Source organism: Robiginitalea marina (assembly GCF_024006985.1).
In the GTDB taxonomy this organism is placed as follows: domain Bacteria; phylum Bacteroidota; class Bacteroidia; order Flavobacteriales; family Flavobacteriaceae; genus Robiginitalea; species Robiginitalea marina.
Map to the genome: position 1 here is coordinate 1 of NZ_JAMXIB010000019.1, position 15172 is coordinate 15172.

Here is a 15172-nt window from a genome sequence, read left to right on the forward strand (position 1 = left end):
AAACCGGGAAACCGCTGCTGCAAATAGAAAACCCGCAGGCCTTTACAGGCCTGCGTTAGTTTTTGCGTCTCATCCGAAAGCTCAAGCGAGCTTGGCTTTCTCCCGAGACGCAAAAACCCCGCAACTTTCGTTGCGGGGTTTTCTGCTTGATGTGGGCCCTGTTGGATTCGAACCAACGACCCCCTGCTTGTAAGGCAGGTGCTCTGAACCAACTGAGCTAAGAGCCCTTAACGGGATACGGCGATTTGCCACAGTTGCCTGGCCCCCAAAGGGCTGAAGGCGGGTGCAAATATAGCATAGTTTTTAGGTTGGCAAAAGAAAAATCTGAAAATTCAAACAACCTCGGCCACCGTAAAGGTACTTCCCCCGACAAAGACCAGGTCGTTAGAGCCGGCGGAGGCCCTGGCGCTTTTCAGGGCAGCGGCTACGCCGGGGTAGGCGGTGCCAACAAGCCCATAATGAGCGGCGGCCTCCCGGAGGGCCTCCGCCTCCAGGGCCCTGGGGATGTTGGGGCGGCAAAAGTAGTATCGGGCGCTTTTCGGAAACAGGGGCAGGATGCGGTCAAGGGGTTTTTCCCTTACCACCCCAAGGACGATATGCAATTCCTGATGGGGTTGCGCGAGCAATTGAGCCAGTACGATTTCCAGCCCTTCGCGGTTGTGCGCGGTGTCGCAGATGACCCCAGGGTTTTCCCCCAGGACCTGCCACCGGCCGAGCAGGCCGGTATTCTCCACCACGCGCATCAGGCCCCGGCGGATATGGGCTTCGGTTTGCGGGAAACCCTCCAAAAGTTGCAGGGTCGCCAGCACCCCCTTTACATTCTTGTTTTGATAGGCGCCCGGCAGGGCAGTGGGGTACTGGGGCAGGGCCATCTGGTCGGCAAAATGCAGGGGGGCTCCCTGCTCCTGCGCCACGGCCCGGAACACGTCTGCGGTCTCCACCTGGGTCTCGCTTACCACTACCGGAACCCCGGGTTTTATGATCCCGGCTTTCTCGCGGGCAATCAGGGGCAGGGTATCGCCGAGGATCTCCATATGGTCATACCCGATGTTGGTGATCAGGCATACCTCCGGGGTAATGATGTTCGTGGAATCGAGGCGGCCGCCCATGCCCACTTCGATAACGGCTATGTCTACCTGCTTTCTGTGGAAATACTCATAAGCCATCCCCACGGTCATCTCAAAAAAGGATAAGGGATGGGCTTCGAGGTAGGCTTTGTGGCGCTTGAGGAACCCCAGTACATACTGGCGGGAAACCATTTCGCCGTCCAGGCGGATGCGCTCGCGGAAATCCCTGAGGTGGGGGGAGGTATACAGGCCCACGCGGTAGCCCGCTTCCTGAAGGACGGAGGCCAGCATATGGCTGGAAGAGCCCTTGCCGTTGGTGCCGGCCACATGGATGCTTTTGAAATGGCAGTGGGGGTTGCCAAGGTAGGTGCAGAATTCCAGGATCGTCTCCAGCTTGGCGTTGTAGGCCACCCTCCCCTGTTGTTGGTACATGGGCAGGCGGGAGAACATCCATTCCAGGGCTTCCCGGTAGGTCATCGCGTTTATTGCCCCAGTTTAAAGTTCACCACCACAAAGCCCACCTGGCGTTCCGGGGCCTTGGGGTCGGGGCGCCACCGGTGCAGGAGGGCGGTTTTTCGTGCGGGTTCCACAAGGCAGGGGTCGTTGTTGGTCGTCCCCCGTACCCCGGGAGTGGCCTTTACCACCCGGCCTTCCCGATCGACCTCGATCTGCACCACCACTCTGCCGGATTGGTTGCACTCGTGCGGGACCTGACCCTTTCCGGCCAGGGTCCTTCCGCTCAGCCCGTATCCGTCCGAGCCACTACCACTCCCCGGACTTCCGTAGTACGTACTTGCATACGGGTCCCCTGCCGGGTCGCCTTTATCGCCACCGCGGGCATCATCCCCTTCACTGCCGTCGGCCTGCCCCTGGGCGTTGCCCAGCCCCCCCATCAGGGCGTCCAGTTCTTTCTTTTTGGCTTCCTGTTCCAGGCGGGCCCGTTCTTCGGCTTCCTGCTTTTCCCGGGCCAAACGCGCGGCTTCCTCCCGGGCCTTGCGCGCCGCTTCTTCGTTGCGCCGCCTGGTTTCTTCCGCCTGTTTCATACGGATAGCTTCCTCAGACTCCCGGGTAAGGACCTTTTCAGCAGGTGTATCGGCCTCTGCGACTTCTTCCACCACAGGCTCCGGAGCGGTTTCCTCCGGGACGGGTTCCGCCACAGGTTCTGAAATTTCCTGCTCCTGCTGACGGGGACGTATGGGTTCCGTGGGCTGTACCTCCCCCATCCCGAATTCCATGGTGCCGAAATTCACCGTGATCCCGTTTTCGATAGGCGGGTCCATATAGGTCAGGCCGATGTAGAAGAGCAACAGAAGCAGTGCGCTTAGCAGCAGGGTGGTAAGCGTAAAGGATTTCTTTTTGTGTTTCGTGTCGAGGAAAGGCATCAGTTCGGTCGCACCGCGAGGATTACCTTATAATTATTCCGATTTGCAATATCCATAACATTCACGGCTTCCCTGATGGCCACACTCTCCTCAGCCCGCAGAATAATGGTAGGTTTTTCCTGGCCTTCCAGCGCTTTTTTTAATTCGATCTCAATATACTGTTTGTTGATCTGCTGGTTGTTCACGAAAAATTCCAGGTCCTTGTTGATGGTTACGGAAACATTCTGGGTGTTGGTCGACTTTCCCTTGGCCCGGGGGAGCAACAGGTCCAGGGCGTTGGGGGAGTTGGCTGTAAGCATGAAGAAAATCAGCAGCAAAAATACGATGTCGGTCATAGACGACATGCTGAATTCCGGGCTGACTTTGTTTCTTCCTTTGAGTTTCATAAGGGCACCTTTACATGGGTTCGCTGAGCAGGTCCAGGAACTCCACCGCATGGGCCTCCATCTTGTGGATGACCTTGTCGGTGCGGTTTACCAGGTGGTTGTAGCCTACGTAGGCGATAATCCCCACCACGAGGCCGGCTACGGTAGTGGTCATGGCCGTATAAATCCCCGAAGCCAGGGCGCCCATTTCCGCCTGCCCGCCACTGGTCGCCATTTGGTGGAACGCCAGGATCATGCCGATCACGGTCCCGAGGAAACCGATCATGGGGGCGGCCCCGGCCACGGTGGCCAGCACCGTGGTATTCTTTTCCAGTTTATAGACCTCGAGGGTTCCCGCGTTTTCAATGGCGGTGTTGATGTCGTCGAGGGGTTTGCCAATCCTGGAGATCCCCTTTTCCACCAGGCGGGCCACCGGGCTGTCGTTCTGGGCGCACAGGATTTTTGCGGCCTCCAGTTTTCCGCCCGAGATATGGTCGCGGATCTGGTTCATGAAATTCTTGTCGATTTGCGAAGCCGCCTTGATCGCCAACAGCCGCTCGAAATAAATGTAGAGGGCCACAGCGAGCATCACAAAAAGCACCGAGATAATCACGATGCTCCCGGTGCCCCCGTTGAAGATCAAATCGATGACGGAAAGCGTTTTTTCTTCAGACGCAATTTCACCCAGTTGGGTTTCCTCCACGAGATCCTGAAACAATACCATAGCAGCTTGTTCTTAATGTTGCTTTTAATAACGGGGTTTCCCCTTTTTAATTATCCGTGGAGGACAAAATCGCGCAAAAACATAAAGGCGAACGCTCCGGCCAAAAATCCGGCCAGGGCCAGCCAGGCAATTTTCCGCAAATACCAGAAGAAATCGATCTTCTCCATGCCCATGGCAACCACCCCGGCAGCGGAGCCTATGATGAGCATACTGCCCCCGGTTCCAGCGGAATAGGCGATAAAATGCCACAGCGGGCTGTCCATGCCCTGGGAAAACATCCCCATACTGGCCGCGACCAGGGGAACGTTATCGATAACGGCAGATCCTACCCCGAGCAGCATGACCACCCAGTCCGTATTGGGGATGGCCTGGTTCAGGGCTTCCGCGTAATGGAAAAGGTACCCCAGCGACTCCAGGGCCGCCACGGCCAGCAGGATACCCAGGAAGAACAGGATGCTGGGCAACTCGATCTTCGAAAGGGATGAATGCACCGGGCTGTGGTGGGAATGCTGTGCACTCTCCTCAGCCGTATCTTTATCCAGGGAGGAAATACTGAACTTCGCGTTACTGTAGATTTCTGCAAACGTGGCTACCACCGCCAGGGAAAGCATCATGCCCACATAGGGGGGCAGGTGGGTGATGGTTTTGAAAAATGGCACGAAAACAATGGCTCCAAGGCCAAGGTACAGCATGGTTGGCCCAAACTTGGAAGTCCTCTCGGTATCTTCTTCAAAGTCTTCCTCAATAAGTCCCTGGAAAATCCGTTTACGGCTCGCGATCCAGGTAGGCACCACGGTACAAAGGACCGATGGGAGGAACACGTGCAGCACCAGCTGGGATGCACTCACCTTGTTGGCAATCCAGAGCATGGTGGTGGTAACATCCCCTATGGGCGACCAGGCCCCGCCGGCATTGGCGTTGATGATGATAAGGCCCGCAAACCATAGCCGGGTCTCCCGGTCCTTGATTACCTTTTGGAGGATGGTGACCAACACGATGGTCGCGGTAAGGTTATCGATGATGGCCGAAAGGATAAAGGCTAAAATGGAGAATAACCAAAGCAGTTTTCGTTTGCTGCGCGTGCGGATATAGCCCTTTATGGTGGCAAAACCATTGAAATAGTCAATGATTTCCACAATGGTCATGGCCCCCAGCAGGAAGACCAGGATCTCGGCGGTTTTCCCAAGGTGGTGGAGCAGGATTTCATCCAGGTGGGAAGGCTCCAGTTCCTTCAACTCGGCATTCACCTCAAAAACCGGAAGGTGGGCCAGGGCGATGATCGCCCACAGCAGGGCCATCATGGCCAGGGCGGGGATCAGCTTGTCGATCTTGAGGTTGTGCTCCAGGGTAATCGCCAGGTATCCGACGAGAAAAACGATGATTACAATGGTTTCCATACTGGTGGGTTTTTAGTATAAAAGTTGCTTTAGCGCAATTTCAAATGCGGTGCGGCTCAGGTTCTTTTTGGTTGGATTCTGCCTAAAGATATTTAAAATTGCCTTTCGGATCACCCCGGAAGTATCATTAAATATGGCACTATCATCCATAGAAACCCTGCCTTCCATAAAGTAGGCGAATACCCGGGCCATCCCGCAGTTCGAGATAAAATCGGGGATGAGGCTTACCCGTCCGTCGGTGTATTCCATGATGGGACCAAAAAAGATCTCCCGGTCGGCAAAGGGCACATTGGCCCCGCAGGAGATCACTTCAAGCCCGGAATCGACAAGGGTGTCGATTTGCTCCCGGGTAACCAGGCGGGAGGCGGCGCAGGGCGCAAAGATCTCCGCCGGAACCTCCCAGATTTGCCGGTTGATTTCTTCAAAAGGGACCATGTTTTCGGCAATGAGGTAATTCCCTTTCTTTTTGCGGAAAAAATCCTGGATTTCTTCAAAGGCAAAGCCTTCCTCCCGGACCACTCCCCCGTTGCGATCGATGATGCCCACAATACGGGCACCCATTTTGGACAGGTAGAAGGCAGCTGCAGCCCCTACATTCCCAAAGCCCTGTATTATGGCCCTCTTCCCCACCACGGTACCTCCATGGACCTCGTAATAGTGGCGCACGGCCTCTGCCACCCCGAAACCCGTAATCATATCGGCCACAGTATATTTTCGGGAAGGGTCCGGGGAATATTCGGTGCTCTCCAACACTTTGATGACCCCCATCCTCAGCTGCCCAATGCGGTTGATCTTATCAGCCTCGGTGGGCTTGAAATGCCCGTTGAAAACCCCTTCCTGCGGGTGCCATACCCCGGCCTCCTCGGTTATGGGGATCACCTCATGGATTTCGTCCACGTTCAGATCCCCTCCTGTGCCGTAATAACTTTTGAGCAGGGGGGCCACAGCGCGGTACCAGCGGTCCAGCACCCCTTTTTTCCGGGGGTCTTCCGGGTTGAAATTAATCCCGGATTTGGCCCCGCCGATCGGGGGGCCGGAAACCGTAAATTTAACTTCCATGGTTTTGGCCAGGGAAAGGACTTCATTCATGTCGAGGCCCTCGCGCATGCGGGTTCCCCCCCCTGCGGCACCCCCCCTGAGGGAGTTGATTACCGTCCAGCCCTCGGCCTCCGTTTCCGGGTCACGCCAGTGAAATACGATTTCGGGGGGTTTGTTCTCAAAGCGCTCGAGAAGTTCCTTCATGACCATAAAATGGCGGTATTAGTTTGGTTTAAAAGCGGGCTTTCAGGGTTGTTTCCTCAGGCAGGCCCTGAAAAAAAGAGACCCGCGGGCTGGGGCTGCCCGGAAAACAAATATAAAAATAAAGGCAAGGAATAAAAGTATTTTGACAGGTAATCCCCGGGCATTCCCGGGCTTTGGTTTAGGATTTCTCAATAAACCCCTCCCCATATTGATATCCTTGCAGGTTGGGCGTATATTTGTAGCCCATTGGTTAAAATAAAGATAACAGGTATGGATTTCACACTGACCGAAGAACAACAGATGATACAACAGGCGGCCCGCGATTTTGCCCAGGCAGAATTGCTCCCTGGGGTCATTGAACGGGACGAAAAACAGGAGTTCCCCGCCCGGCAGGTGCAAAAAATGGGCGAACTCGGGTTTATGGGCATGATGGTCGACCCGACCTACGGGGGCAGCGGGATGGACACCCTGTCTTATGTACTGGTGATGGAAGAATTGTCAAAGGTAGACGCTTCCGCCTCAGTGGTCGTATCAGTCAACAACTCCCTGGTTTGCTGGGGCCTGGAGACGTACGGCACCCCGGAGCAGAAAGAAAAATACCTGAAACGGCTGGCTACGGGCGAGATCATCGGGGCTTTCTGCCTTTCCGAACCGGAAGCCGGCAGTGATGCCACCTCCCAGAAAACCACAGCCATCGATAAGGGGGACCATTACGTCCTGAACGGGACGAAAAACTGGATTACCAATGGGTCCACCGCGTCGGTCTACCTGGTGATCGCCCAAACCGATGTGGAAAAAGGACACAAAGGCATCAACGCCCTGATCGTTGAAAAAGGCATGGCAGGGTTTGAAATCGGGCCGAAAGAGCAAAAGATGGGGATCCGGGGCAGCGATACCCACTCCCTGATGTTCAACGACGTAAAAGTCCCCAAAGAAAACCGGATCGGGGAAGACGGCTTCGGATTCAAATTCGCCATGAAAACCCTGGCCGGGGGCCGCATTGGCATCGCCGCCCAGGCCCTGGGCATCGCAGCCGGGGCATACGAGCTCGCCCTGAAGTACTCCCGGGAACGCAAGGCGTTCGGGACCGAAATCGCAAACCACCAGGCAGTGGCTTTTAAGCTGGCCGACATGCACACCCAGATCGAGGCCGCCAGGTGCCTGGTTTATAAAGCCGCTATCGATAAGGACCAGGGGGGCAATTACGACCTCTCCGGGGCCATGGCCAAGCTTTACGCCTCCCAGGTAGCCATGGATACGGCTATTGAAGCCGTCCAGATCCACGGGGGCAATGGGTATGTCAAAGAATATCACGTAGAGCGCCTGATGCGGGACGCAAAAATCACCCAGATTTATGAGGGCACTTCCGAAATCCAGAAAATCGTGATTTCCAGAAGCATCCTCCAAAAATAACCGGGGAAGAGACACTGCCCGATGGCCTGCAGACCCCCGGTTGAGCAGCAAAAAACACCTGAGTTGCTTAAAGCTTGTGATACTCCCCCCTGAAAAAGCAGGGGGAGTATCCCATTGATACCCCCCGGGACATCCCGCACCCCCCTTTTTACTGTTTTTTCCTCCCGGTTTCCCCGGGTCTTTTAAAGGTCCGCAAATTTGCAGCAGACATATTCCTGTTTTAACATATTTTCAATGTTTTATTTATAAAGCCCTATTTTTTTCACCCATTTTGTTTTTTCGTTGTATTTTATTTATCCTTTGCTATAGTTTAGTAATAATCTTTCAACGAAAAACCAGGGTTATGGGATGGAGTCAACAGGGATTATACCTGCCCGAATTTGAACACGACAACTGCGGGGCGGGATTCATTTGCAGCCTTAAAGGCAGAAAATCGAATGACATTATCCACAAAGCCCTTGAAATCCTCGATAAACTCGAGCACCGGGGGGCCGTAAGCGCCGATGGCAAAACCGGGGACGGAGCCGGGATCTTGATCGACATCCCGCACGAATTCTTCACACAGGTCTGTCCCTTTGACCTGCCGGAACCAGGTGCCTATGCCGCAGGGAACGTGTTTTTGCCACAACGTGAGAACCAGCGCGACTACTGCATCAGCCTTTTCGGGGAAACCCTTAAGGCTCAGGGGCTGAAACTGCTCGGGTGGCGCGATGTGCCGGTAAACCGGCAGGTGCCGGGGCGTATCGCCGCTGAAACCGAGCCCTTTGTAAAACAGGTCTTTATAGGAAAATCGCATGAAGCCCAGGATGCTTTCGAATTTGAGCGCAAGCTCTTTGTGGCCCGCAAGGTGACGGAACATGCGGTCCTGGCCTCGGGCCTTTCCCAGCGGGGATATTTCTACCTGCCCAGCCTTTCCACCCGCATAATCATCTTCAAGGGGTTGCTGATGCCCAACGACATAAAACTGTATTACCAGGACCTGATGGACCCGCGGGTGGTGACCCGCCTGGCGCTGGTGCACCAGCGTTTCTCCACCAACACCTTCCCTACCTGGGACCTGGCACAACCCTTCCGCTACATGTGCCATAACGGGGAAATCAATACGCTCCGGGGCAACGTATCGCGCATGAAATCACGGGAGGAACTTTTGAAAAGCGACTGGTTCGGGGAAGAGATAAAGGAGATCCTGCCCGTGGTACTGCCGGCAAAATCAGACTCGGCGACCATGGACATGGTGGTGGAACTGCTGCTGATGACCGGCAGGTCCCTGCCTGAGGTCATGATGATGCTGGTGCCGGAAGCCTGGGAAAAAAACCCGGAAATGTCTGAGGCCAAGAGGGCCTTCTACGAATTCAACTCCTGCCTTATGGAACCCTGGGACGGCCCGGCCTCGATCCCCTTCACAGACGGCAACTACATTGGAGCCGTACTCGACCGCAATGGCCTGAGGCCCTCGCGCTATTCGGTGACCAAAGACGGGTACGTGGTGATGTCGTCCGAAACCGGGGTGCTGGACCTGGAACCGGAGAACATCGCACTGCACGGCCGCCTCGAGCCCGGACGGATGTTCCTGGTAAACATGGAGGAAGGGCGTATCGTAAATGACGAAGAGATCAAGGAGGCCATTGCCGGGAAACACCCCTACGGCAAGTGGCTGAAAGAAAACCTTGTACACCTGCGCGACATCCCTTACAATGACTGCCCCCTCTTTTTGGGCGAATCGAGCCTGGAAAAGCGCAAGGCCGCCTTTGGCTATACCCTGGAGGATATCAACACCATCATCCTCCCCATGGCAAAAGCTGCCAAAGAGCCCATCGGGTCCATGGGTTCAGATACCCCCATCGCGGTACTCTCGGAGCGCCCCCAACTGGTGTACAACTACTTCAAACAGCTTTTTGCGCAGGTGACCAACCCGCCCCTGGACGGCATTAGGGAAGAACTGATCTGCGACATCAGCCTGACCCTGGGCGGCGACCACAACCTTTTCGAAGTCACCGCGGAACACTGCCGCAAACTCAAGATCCAGAACCCGGTGATTTCAAAGGAAGACCTGGATAAAATAAAGAACTACGACCGCAACCCCAATTTCAAGGTAGTGTCTATCCCCATCCTCTACGAGGTGACACGGGGCCTGAATGGCCTGGAAGATGCCCTTGAATCAATCCTAGAAAAGGCCATCGCTGCCATTGACGAGGGGGCCAACATCATTATCCTTTCCGATCGGAACGTGAGTGCGGCGCAGGCGCCCATCCCGGCCCTGCTGGCCTGCTCCTTTGTGAACAGCGGCCTGCAGCGAAAACGTAAGCGCTCCCGGCTTAGCATCATCATCGAATCAGCCGAACCGCGTGAAGTCCACCACTTTGCCCTGCTCTTTGGTTTCGGGGCCAGCGCCATTAACCCCTACCTGGTGAACGAGATTATCGCCGAGCAAATAGAGGAACCCGACATGCAGGATGTCGCTTTTGAAGAAGCCATCGCCAATTACAACAAGGCCATTGGCAAAGGCATCCTGAAGGTGATCAACAAGATGGGGGTTTCCACCCTGAATTCGTACCGGGGGTCACAGCTGTTTGAGTGTATAGGGCTAAACACCAAAATGGTGGAAAAATATTTCCCCAACACCCCTACCCGCATTCAGGGGATCGGGCTGTATGAACTGGAAAAGGAAATCGCCCTGCGCCACCAAAACGCTTTCGGCCGCCAGGAGGTAGCCGCCGCCCTGGAACTGGAGATCGGGGGAGAATACCGGTGGAGGCGCGACGGGGAAAAACACATGTTTAACCCCCTAACTATAGCCAAACTCCAGAAGGCCGTGCGACAAAATGAGCCGAAGACCTACGGGGAGTACGCCGAGCTGGTAAACGAACAGTCGCGCCACCTGATGACCATTCGCGGCCTGTTTGAATTCGCCAACTACGACCCCATCCCGATTGAGGAGGTGGAACCCTGGACCGAGATTGTAAAACGCTTTAAAACCGGGGCCATGTCGTATGGCTCCATCAGCAGGGAGGCACACGAAAACCTGGCTATTGCCATGAACCGCATCGGTGGCAAAAGCAATTCGGGAGAAGGGGGGGAAGACGCCGAGCGCTTTTACCGCAGCCAGACCGGGGACTGGAAAAACAGCGCCATAAAACAGGTGGCCTCGGGCCGCTTCGGGGTAACTTCCAATTACCTGGCCAACGCCCGGGAAATACAGATCAAAATGGCACAGGGCGCCAAACCCGGGGAGGGCGGGCAACTCCCCGGGCCCAAGGTCAACCCCGATATCGCCAGGACGCGCAACTCCACCCCCTATGTGGGGCTCATCTCCCCGCCCCCGCACCACGACATTTATTCGATCGAAGACCTGTCGCAGTTGATCTACGACCTGAAATCGGCCAATCGGGAGGCGCGCATCAACGTAAAGCTGGTATCGGAAGTGGGTGTGGGTACCGTGGCAGCCGGGGTTGCCAAAGCCAAGGCCGACGTGATCCTGATATCGGGCCATGACGGGGGTACGGGGGCCTCCCCCCTCACCTCCCTGAAGCACGCCGGGCTTCCCTGGGAACTCGGGATTTCCGAAGCCCAGCAAACCCTGGTGTTGAACGACCTGCGTAACCGGGTGGTACTGGAATGCGACGGGCAGCTGAAAACGGGTAGGGACGTGGCCATTGCCTGTCTGCTGGGGGCCGAGGAATTTGGCTTTGCCACGGCGCCCCTGGTGGCATCGGGCTGTATCATGATGCGGGTCTGCCACCTGAACACCTGCCCCGTGGGCATTGCCACACAAAACCTGGAACTTCGAAAAAAATTCGAGGGAAAGCCCGAGCATGTGGTCAATTACATGTATTTCGTGGCCGAGGAATTGCGTGAGATCATGGCCGGGCTTGGCTTCCGAACGCTAGATGAAATGGTCGGCCAGGTCCAGAAGCTGAATCCGCGAAAAGCCATAGAACACTATAAAGCCCGGGGCATAGACCTGAGCCCCATCCTGTACCAGGTACCGGTCCCCGAAGGGACCCGGCTCCACAACACCACCGGGCAACAGCATACCATCGACCAGTCGATCGAATTCGACATCATCGAAAAAGCCCACCCGGCCCTGTTCCGAAAGGAGAAAACCAGCCTCGATTTCCCAATCCGCAATACCGATCGGGCCATCGGGGCGATCATCAGCCATGAGATCTCCAAAATCTACGGGGCCGAGGGCCTTCCCGACAATACCCTGAAGCTGAATTTTACGGGTTCGGCCGGGCAGAGTTTCGGGGCTTTTGCCACCAAAGGCCTCACCATGGTGGTAAGCGGCAATACGAACGACTACCTCGGGAAGGGGCTCTCGGGGGCCCGCCTGGTCATCCGGGTGCCCGGCGGCACCACGTTCAGGCCGGAAGAAAACATCATTGCCGGCAACGTATGCCTTTACGGGGCAACTTCGGGTGAAGCCTATATCAACGGCAAGGCCGGGGAGCGCTTCTGCGTGCGGAATTCCGGGGCCCTTGCCGTGGTTGAGGGCATTGGCGACCACGGGTGCGAATACATGACCGGGGGCATCGCGGTGATCCTGGGAGAAGTAGGCCGGAATTTCGGCGCCGGGATGAGCGGCGGTATCGCCTATGTGCTCGATCGCCACAACACCTTCCGCAAAAAATGCAACCCGGAAACGCTTAACCTGCTGCGGGTGGAAGAAGATGGGGACATCGCGGAACTGAAAGGGCTGATCGAGAACCATTACAACGCCACCTTCAGCCCGTTGGCCCAGGAAATACTGGAGCAGTGGGAGCATTACCTGCCGAGGTTCATCAAGGTATTCCCTGAAGAATACCGGCAGGCATTGATCAGGCTGCAGAACGAACAGATAGAAACTAACTGAGATGGGAAAAATTACGGGATTCATGGAATTTGGGCGCAAGGTAGAGCCCTATGCGCCGGTGGAGGAACGCCTGAAACACTATCGCGAATTCACCCTGCCCCTCCCTGAAAAGGCAATAAGGGAGCAGGGGGCGCGCTGCATGGATTGCGGTGTCCCCTTCTGCCACAGCGGTTGCCCCCTCGGCAACCTGATCCCCGATTTTAACGATGCCGTGTACCGCGGGAAATGGGAACATGCGGCAGAGATCCTGCATGCCACCAACAACTTCCCTGAATTTACCGGCAGGCTCTGCCCGGCCCCATGCGAGGAAGCCTGCGTGCTGGGGATAAACGAAGATCCGGTGAGTATTGAAAACATCGAGAAAAACATCGTGGAAACCGCCTTTGCAAAAGGGTGGGTAAAGGCCAGGCCGCCCAAATCCCGCACCGGCAGGAAAGTGGCGATAGTTGGCTCAGGGCCGGCCGGCCTGGCCGCCGCCCAGCAGCTGAACCGGGCCGGGCACCGGGTCACCGTATTCGAGCGGGACGAAAAGCCCGGGGGACTCCTGCGTTTCGGCATCCCGGATTTCAAGATGGAAAAATCAGTAATCGACCGCCGCCTGGCCGTGCTGGAGGAAGAAGGGATTGAATTCCGCTGCGGGGTGCACGTGGGCAGGGACGTCAAGGCCGATCGCCTGCAAGCGGACTTTGACGCCATCCTGCTTTGCGGGGGGGCGACAGTCCGACGTTCCCTTCCGGTTCCGGGTGCCGACCTGAAAGGCGTGGTGCAGGCCATGGATTTCCTGGCCCAAAACAACCGGAAGGTCTCAGGCCTACCGTACGATGGGGAAGAACTTACCGCCAAAGGCAAAAAAGTAATTGTGATCGGCGGGGGGGATACCGGCTCGGACTGTATTGGGACCTCATTTCGACAGGGGGCCGAATCTGTGGCCAACTTTGAAATCCTGGGCAAGCCCCCGGTGGATCGCCCGGAAGACCAGCCCTGGCCCTTCTGGCCTATGCGCCTGCGGACCAGTTCGTCGCACAAGGAAGGTGCGGAACGGCTCTTCAGCATTTCCACCAAAGAATTCCGCGGCGATGCCCGGGGCAACCTCAAAAGCCTGGTAACCGTGGAAGTAACCTGGGAAAAAACGTCGGAGGGCCGCATGGTGCTCCGGGAAGTAGCCGGCACCGAGAAGGAATGGCCCTGCGAACTGGCCCTTTTGGCCCTCGGGTTTACAGGTTCTGAACCGACCCTTGCGGAGCAGTTGGGCCTTGAACTGGACCCCCGCAGGAATATCAAAGCCCCGGCTACCAACTATAAGACCAACGTGCCCGGCGTTTTTGCAGCCGGGGACCAGCGAAGGGGGCAATCCCTCATCGTTTGGGCTATTTCAGAAGGCCGGGAGGCGGCCCACCATGTTGATGCCTTCCTGATGGGGTCATCTGCGCTACCGCGGAAAGGAAATGGGGACCTGCCCCGGATTTGATGCCCCGCCTGCCCACCAAATAAAGCCCCTTGTTCCCGGGGCTTTTTTTTTATACCTTCTTTCTCCAACCTAAAAACCGCCAACGACATGAATTCAAAACGCAAATCCGCACGGTTCCTGATACTTTGCATGGCCTTGCTTTTAAGTGCCGGTTGCAAGTCGGACCCCAAAGAGAAAAAGGAAACAGAAACCCCGGCTGCGGAAGCCCCCAGGGTCGTCGAGGTAGTCACCAAATCCATGGAATTCTTTGCCCCTGACACTATCCCTTCGGGCTGGAACACCTTTGTATACAAAAATGAATCTACGGAGCCCCATTTCATTTTGCTCGACAAATACCCCGAAGGGGTTACCATTGAAGCCGCGGAAAAGGAAGTGGGGCCGGCCTTCCAGGAGGGCATGTCCTTCATCATGGAAGGAGATACGGACAAGGCCATGGAGGCCTTTGGCAAGTTGCCGGAATGGTTCTCAAGGGTTGTTTTCTCAGGGGGAACGGGCCTGATTGCTGCAAATCAAACCGCTGTGACTACCGTGAAACTCGACCCGGGTTACTATGTTATGGAGTGCTATGTGCGTATGCCCGACGGGGTGTTCCACAATATGATGGGGATGGCAAAAGCACTGGTCGTGACAGAGGAAGACAGCGGGATCAGTCCTCCGGAATACAACATGCAAATCGACATCAGGGGGCAAAGCGGGATCAGCTGGAATGGCAAGCCCAGGGCCGGGAAGGCCGTTTTCCGGGTAGAGTATGTGGACCAAATGGTGCACGAAAATTTTGTGGGCCACGATGTAAATCTGGCCCGTATGGAAGAAGGGGCAGACCTGGAAGGCCTGGAGGCCTGGATCAACTGGGCGACTCCTACCGGGCTTATGAGTTCTACCATGCCAGCGGGCTTTACCTTCCTTGGAGGGGTCAACGATGCCCCCGGGGGTTCTATTCAATATTTTGAGGCAGACCTCAGGCCCGGCAAGTATGTCCTGATTTCGGAGGTGCCCGGCAGCCTTAAAAAGGGGATGCTGAAGACGTTCCTGGTAGATTAGCAGGACAGTGCAGCGACCTGGCAGGGAGTACCGGTATCTTTCTCCCCGGGGCGGGGCTGGAAGCCCCCTTTGGGAGAGGAGCTGCCAGGATAATGCAGGGCTGGAAGGTATCTTTTAAGCCGGGGTGGGGCGGGTAGCCCCCCGGTTTGTTCCCTGATCGGGCGTTTCAGTACCAGCGCCTATTTTGCCGTTGGGGGGCGGGGGCGCTGCCCCTACCTGGC

10 protein-coding genes and 1 tRNA gene are annotated in these 15172 nt (G+C 56.2%); 4 read left to right on the forward strand and 7 right to left on the reverse strand.

Annotated features, from left to right (window positions below; translation table 11 throughout):
• Positions 1–152: 152 nt before the first annotated feature.
• The 7 genes from NG653_RS14330 to NG653_RS14360 form a co-directional block, all read right to left on the reverse strand.
• Positions 153–227, reverse strand: a tRNA-Val gene (locus tag NG653_RS14330).
• Positions 228–332: 105 nt separating this feature from the next.
• The gene (locus NG653_RS14335; RefSeq protein ID WP_252742410.1) at positions 333–1544 is read right to left on the reverse strand and encodes a bifunctional folylpolyglutamate synthase/dihydrofolate synthase; all 1212 of its coding nucleotides are present in this window, start codon (positions 1542–1544) and stop codon (positions 333–335) included.
• 5 nt (positions 1545–1549) lie between these two features.
• Positions 1550–2449: a cell envelope integrity TolA family protein gene (locus NG653_RS14340; protein WP_252742411.1), complete on the reverse strand. Its 900-nt coding sequence runs from the start codon at positions 2447–2449 to the stop codon at positions 1550–1552.
• Entirely contained in the window at positions 2449–2835 is a 387-nt protein-coding gene (locus NG653_RS14345; RefSeq protein WP_252742412.1) for an ExbD/TolR family protein, read from the reverse strand. Before NG653_RS14345 ends, NG653_RS14340 begins: the two co-directional genes overlap by 1 nt.
• A gap of 10 nt (positions 2836–2845) precedes the next feature.
• Entirely contained in the window at positions 2846–3538 is a 693-nt protein-coding gene (locus NG653_RS14350) for a MotA/TolQ/ExbB proton channel family protein (protein WP_252742413.1), read from the reverse strand.
• 50 nt (positions 3539–3588) lie between these two features.
• Positions 3589–4935, reverse strand: coding sequence for a sodium:proton antiporter NhaD (gene nhaD / locus NG653_RS14355; RefSeq protein ID WP_252742414.1), 1347 nt, complete (start codon positions 4933–4935; stop codon positions 3589–3591).
• A 12-nt stretch (positions 4936–4947) separates the two neighbouring features.
• Positions 4948–6177, reverse strand: a complete 1230-nt coding sequence (locus NG653_RS14360) for a Glu/Leu/Phe/Val dehydrogenase dimerization domain-containing protein (protein WP_252742415.1) — start codon at positions 6175–6177, stop codon at positions 4948–4950.
• Positions 6178–6447: 270 nt separating this feature from the next.
• Between NG653_RS14360 and NG653_RS14365 the strand changes: the two genes are divergently transcribed.
• The 4 genes from NG653_RS14365 to NG653_RS14380 all read left to right on the forward strand — a co-directional run bounded on the left by NG653_RS14365 (position 6448) and on the right by NG653_RS14380 (position 14951).
• Positions 6448–7590: an acyl-CoA dehydrogenase family protein gene (locus NG653_RS14365; RefSeq protein ID WP_252742416.1), complete on the forward strand. Its 1143-nt coding sequence runs from the start codon at positions 6448–6450 to the stop codon at positions 7588–7590.
• A gap of 343 nt (positions 7591–7933) precedes the next feature.
• Positions 7934–12442, forward strand: coding sequence for a glutamate synthase large subunit (gltB, locus tag NG653_RS14370; RefSeq protein ID WP_252742417.1), 4509 nt, complete (start codon positions 7934–7936; stop codon positions 12440–12442).
• Between the two features lies 1 nt (position 12443).
• Positions 12444–13910 (forward strand): glutamate synthase subunit beta, encoded by a 1467-nt coding sequence (locus NG653_RS14375; RefSeq protein ID WP_252742418.1) that lies wholly within the window; start codon positions 12444–12446, stop codon positions 13908–13910.
• An 87-nt stretch (positions 13911–13997) separates the two neighbouring features.
• Entirely contained in the window at positions 13998–14951 is a 954-nt protein-coding gene (locus NG653_RS14380) for a hypothetical protein (protein ID WP_252742419.1), read from the forward strand.
• The last annotated feature ends 221 nt before the right edge of the window (positions 14952–15172 follow it).

Excerpts from the sequence above, each read along its gene's own strand:
- NG653_RS14345 (WP_252742412.1), bottom strand. The coding sequence starts at position 2,835 with ATGAAACTCAAAGGAAGAAACAAAGTCAGCCCGGAATTCAGCATGTCG.
- NG653_RS14375 (WP_252742418.1), top strand. The coding sequence starts at position 12,444 with ATGGGAAAAATTACGGGATTCATGGAATTTGGGCGCAAGGTAGAGCCC.
- NG653_RS14365 (WP_252742416.1), top strand. The coding sequence starts at position 6,448 with ATGGATTTCACACTGACCGAAGAACAACAGATGATACAACAGGCGGCC.
- NG653_RS14335 (WP_252742410.1), bottom strand. The coding sequence starts at position 1,544 with ATGACCTACCGGGAAGCCCTGGAATGGATGTTCTCCCGCCTGCCCATG.
- gltB (WP_252742417.1), top strand. The coding sequence starts at position 7,934 with ATGGGATGGAGTCAACAGGGATTATACCTGCCCGAATTTGAACACGAC.
- nhaD (WP_252742414.1), bottom strand. The coding sequence starts at position 4,935 with ATGGAAACCATTGTAATCATCGTTTTTCTCGTCGGATACCTGGCGATT.
- NG653_RS14380 (WP_252742419.1), top strand. The coding sequence starts at position 13,998 with ATGAATTCAAAACGCAAATCCGCACGGTTCCTGATACTTTGCATGGCC.
- NG653_RS14350 (WP_252742413.1), bottom strand. The coding sequence starts at position 3,538 with ATGGTATTGTTTCAGGATCTCGTGGAGGAAACCCAACTGGGTGAAATT.
- NG653_RS14340 (WP_252742411.1), bottom strand. The coding sequence starts at position 2,449 with ATGCCTTTCCTCGACACGAAACACAAAAAGAAATCCTTTACGCTTACC.
- NG653_RS14360 (WP_252742415.1), bottom strand. The coding sequence starts at position 6,177 with ATGAAGGAACTTCTCGAGCGCTTTGAGAACAAACCCCCCGAAATCGTA.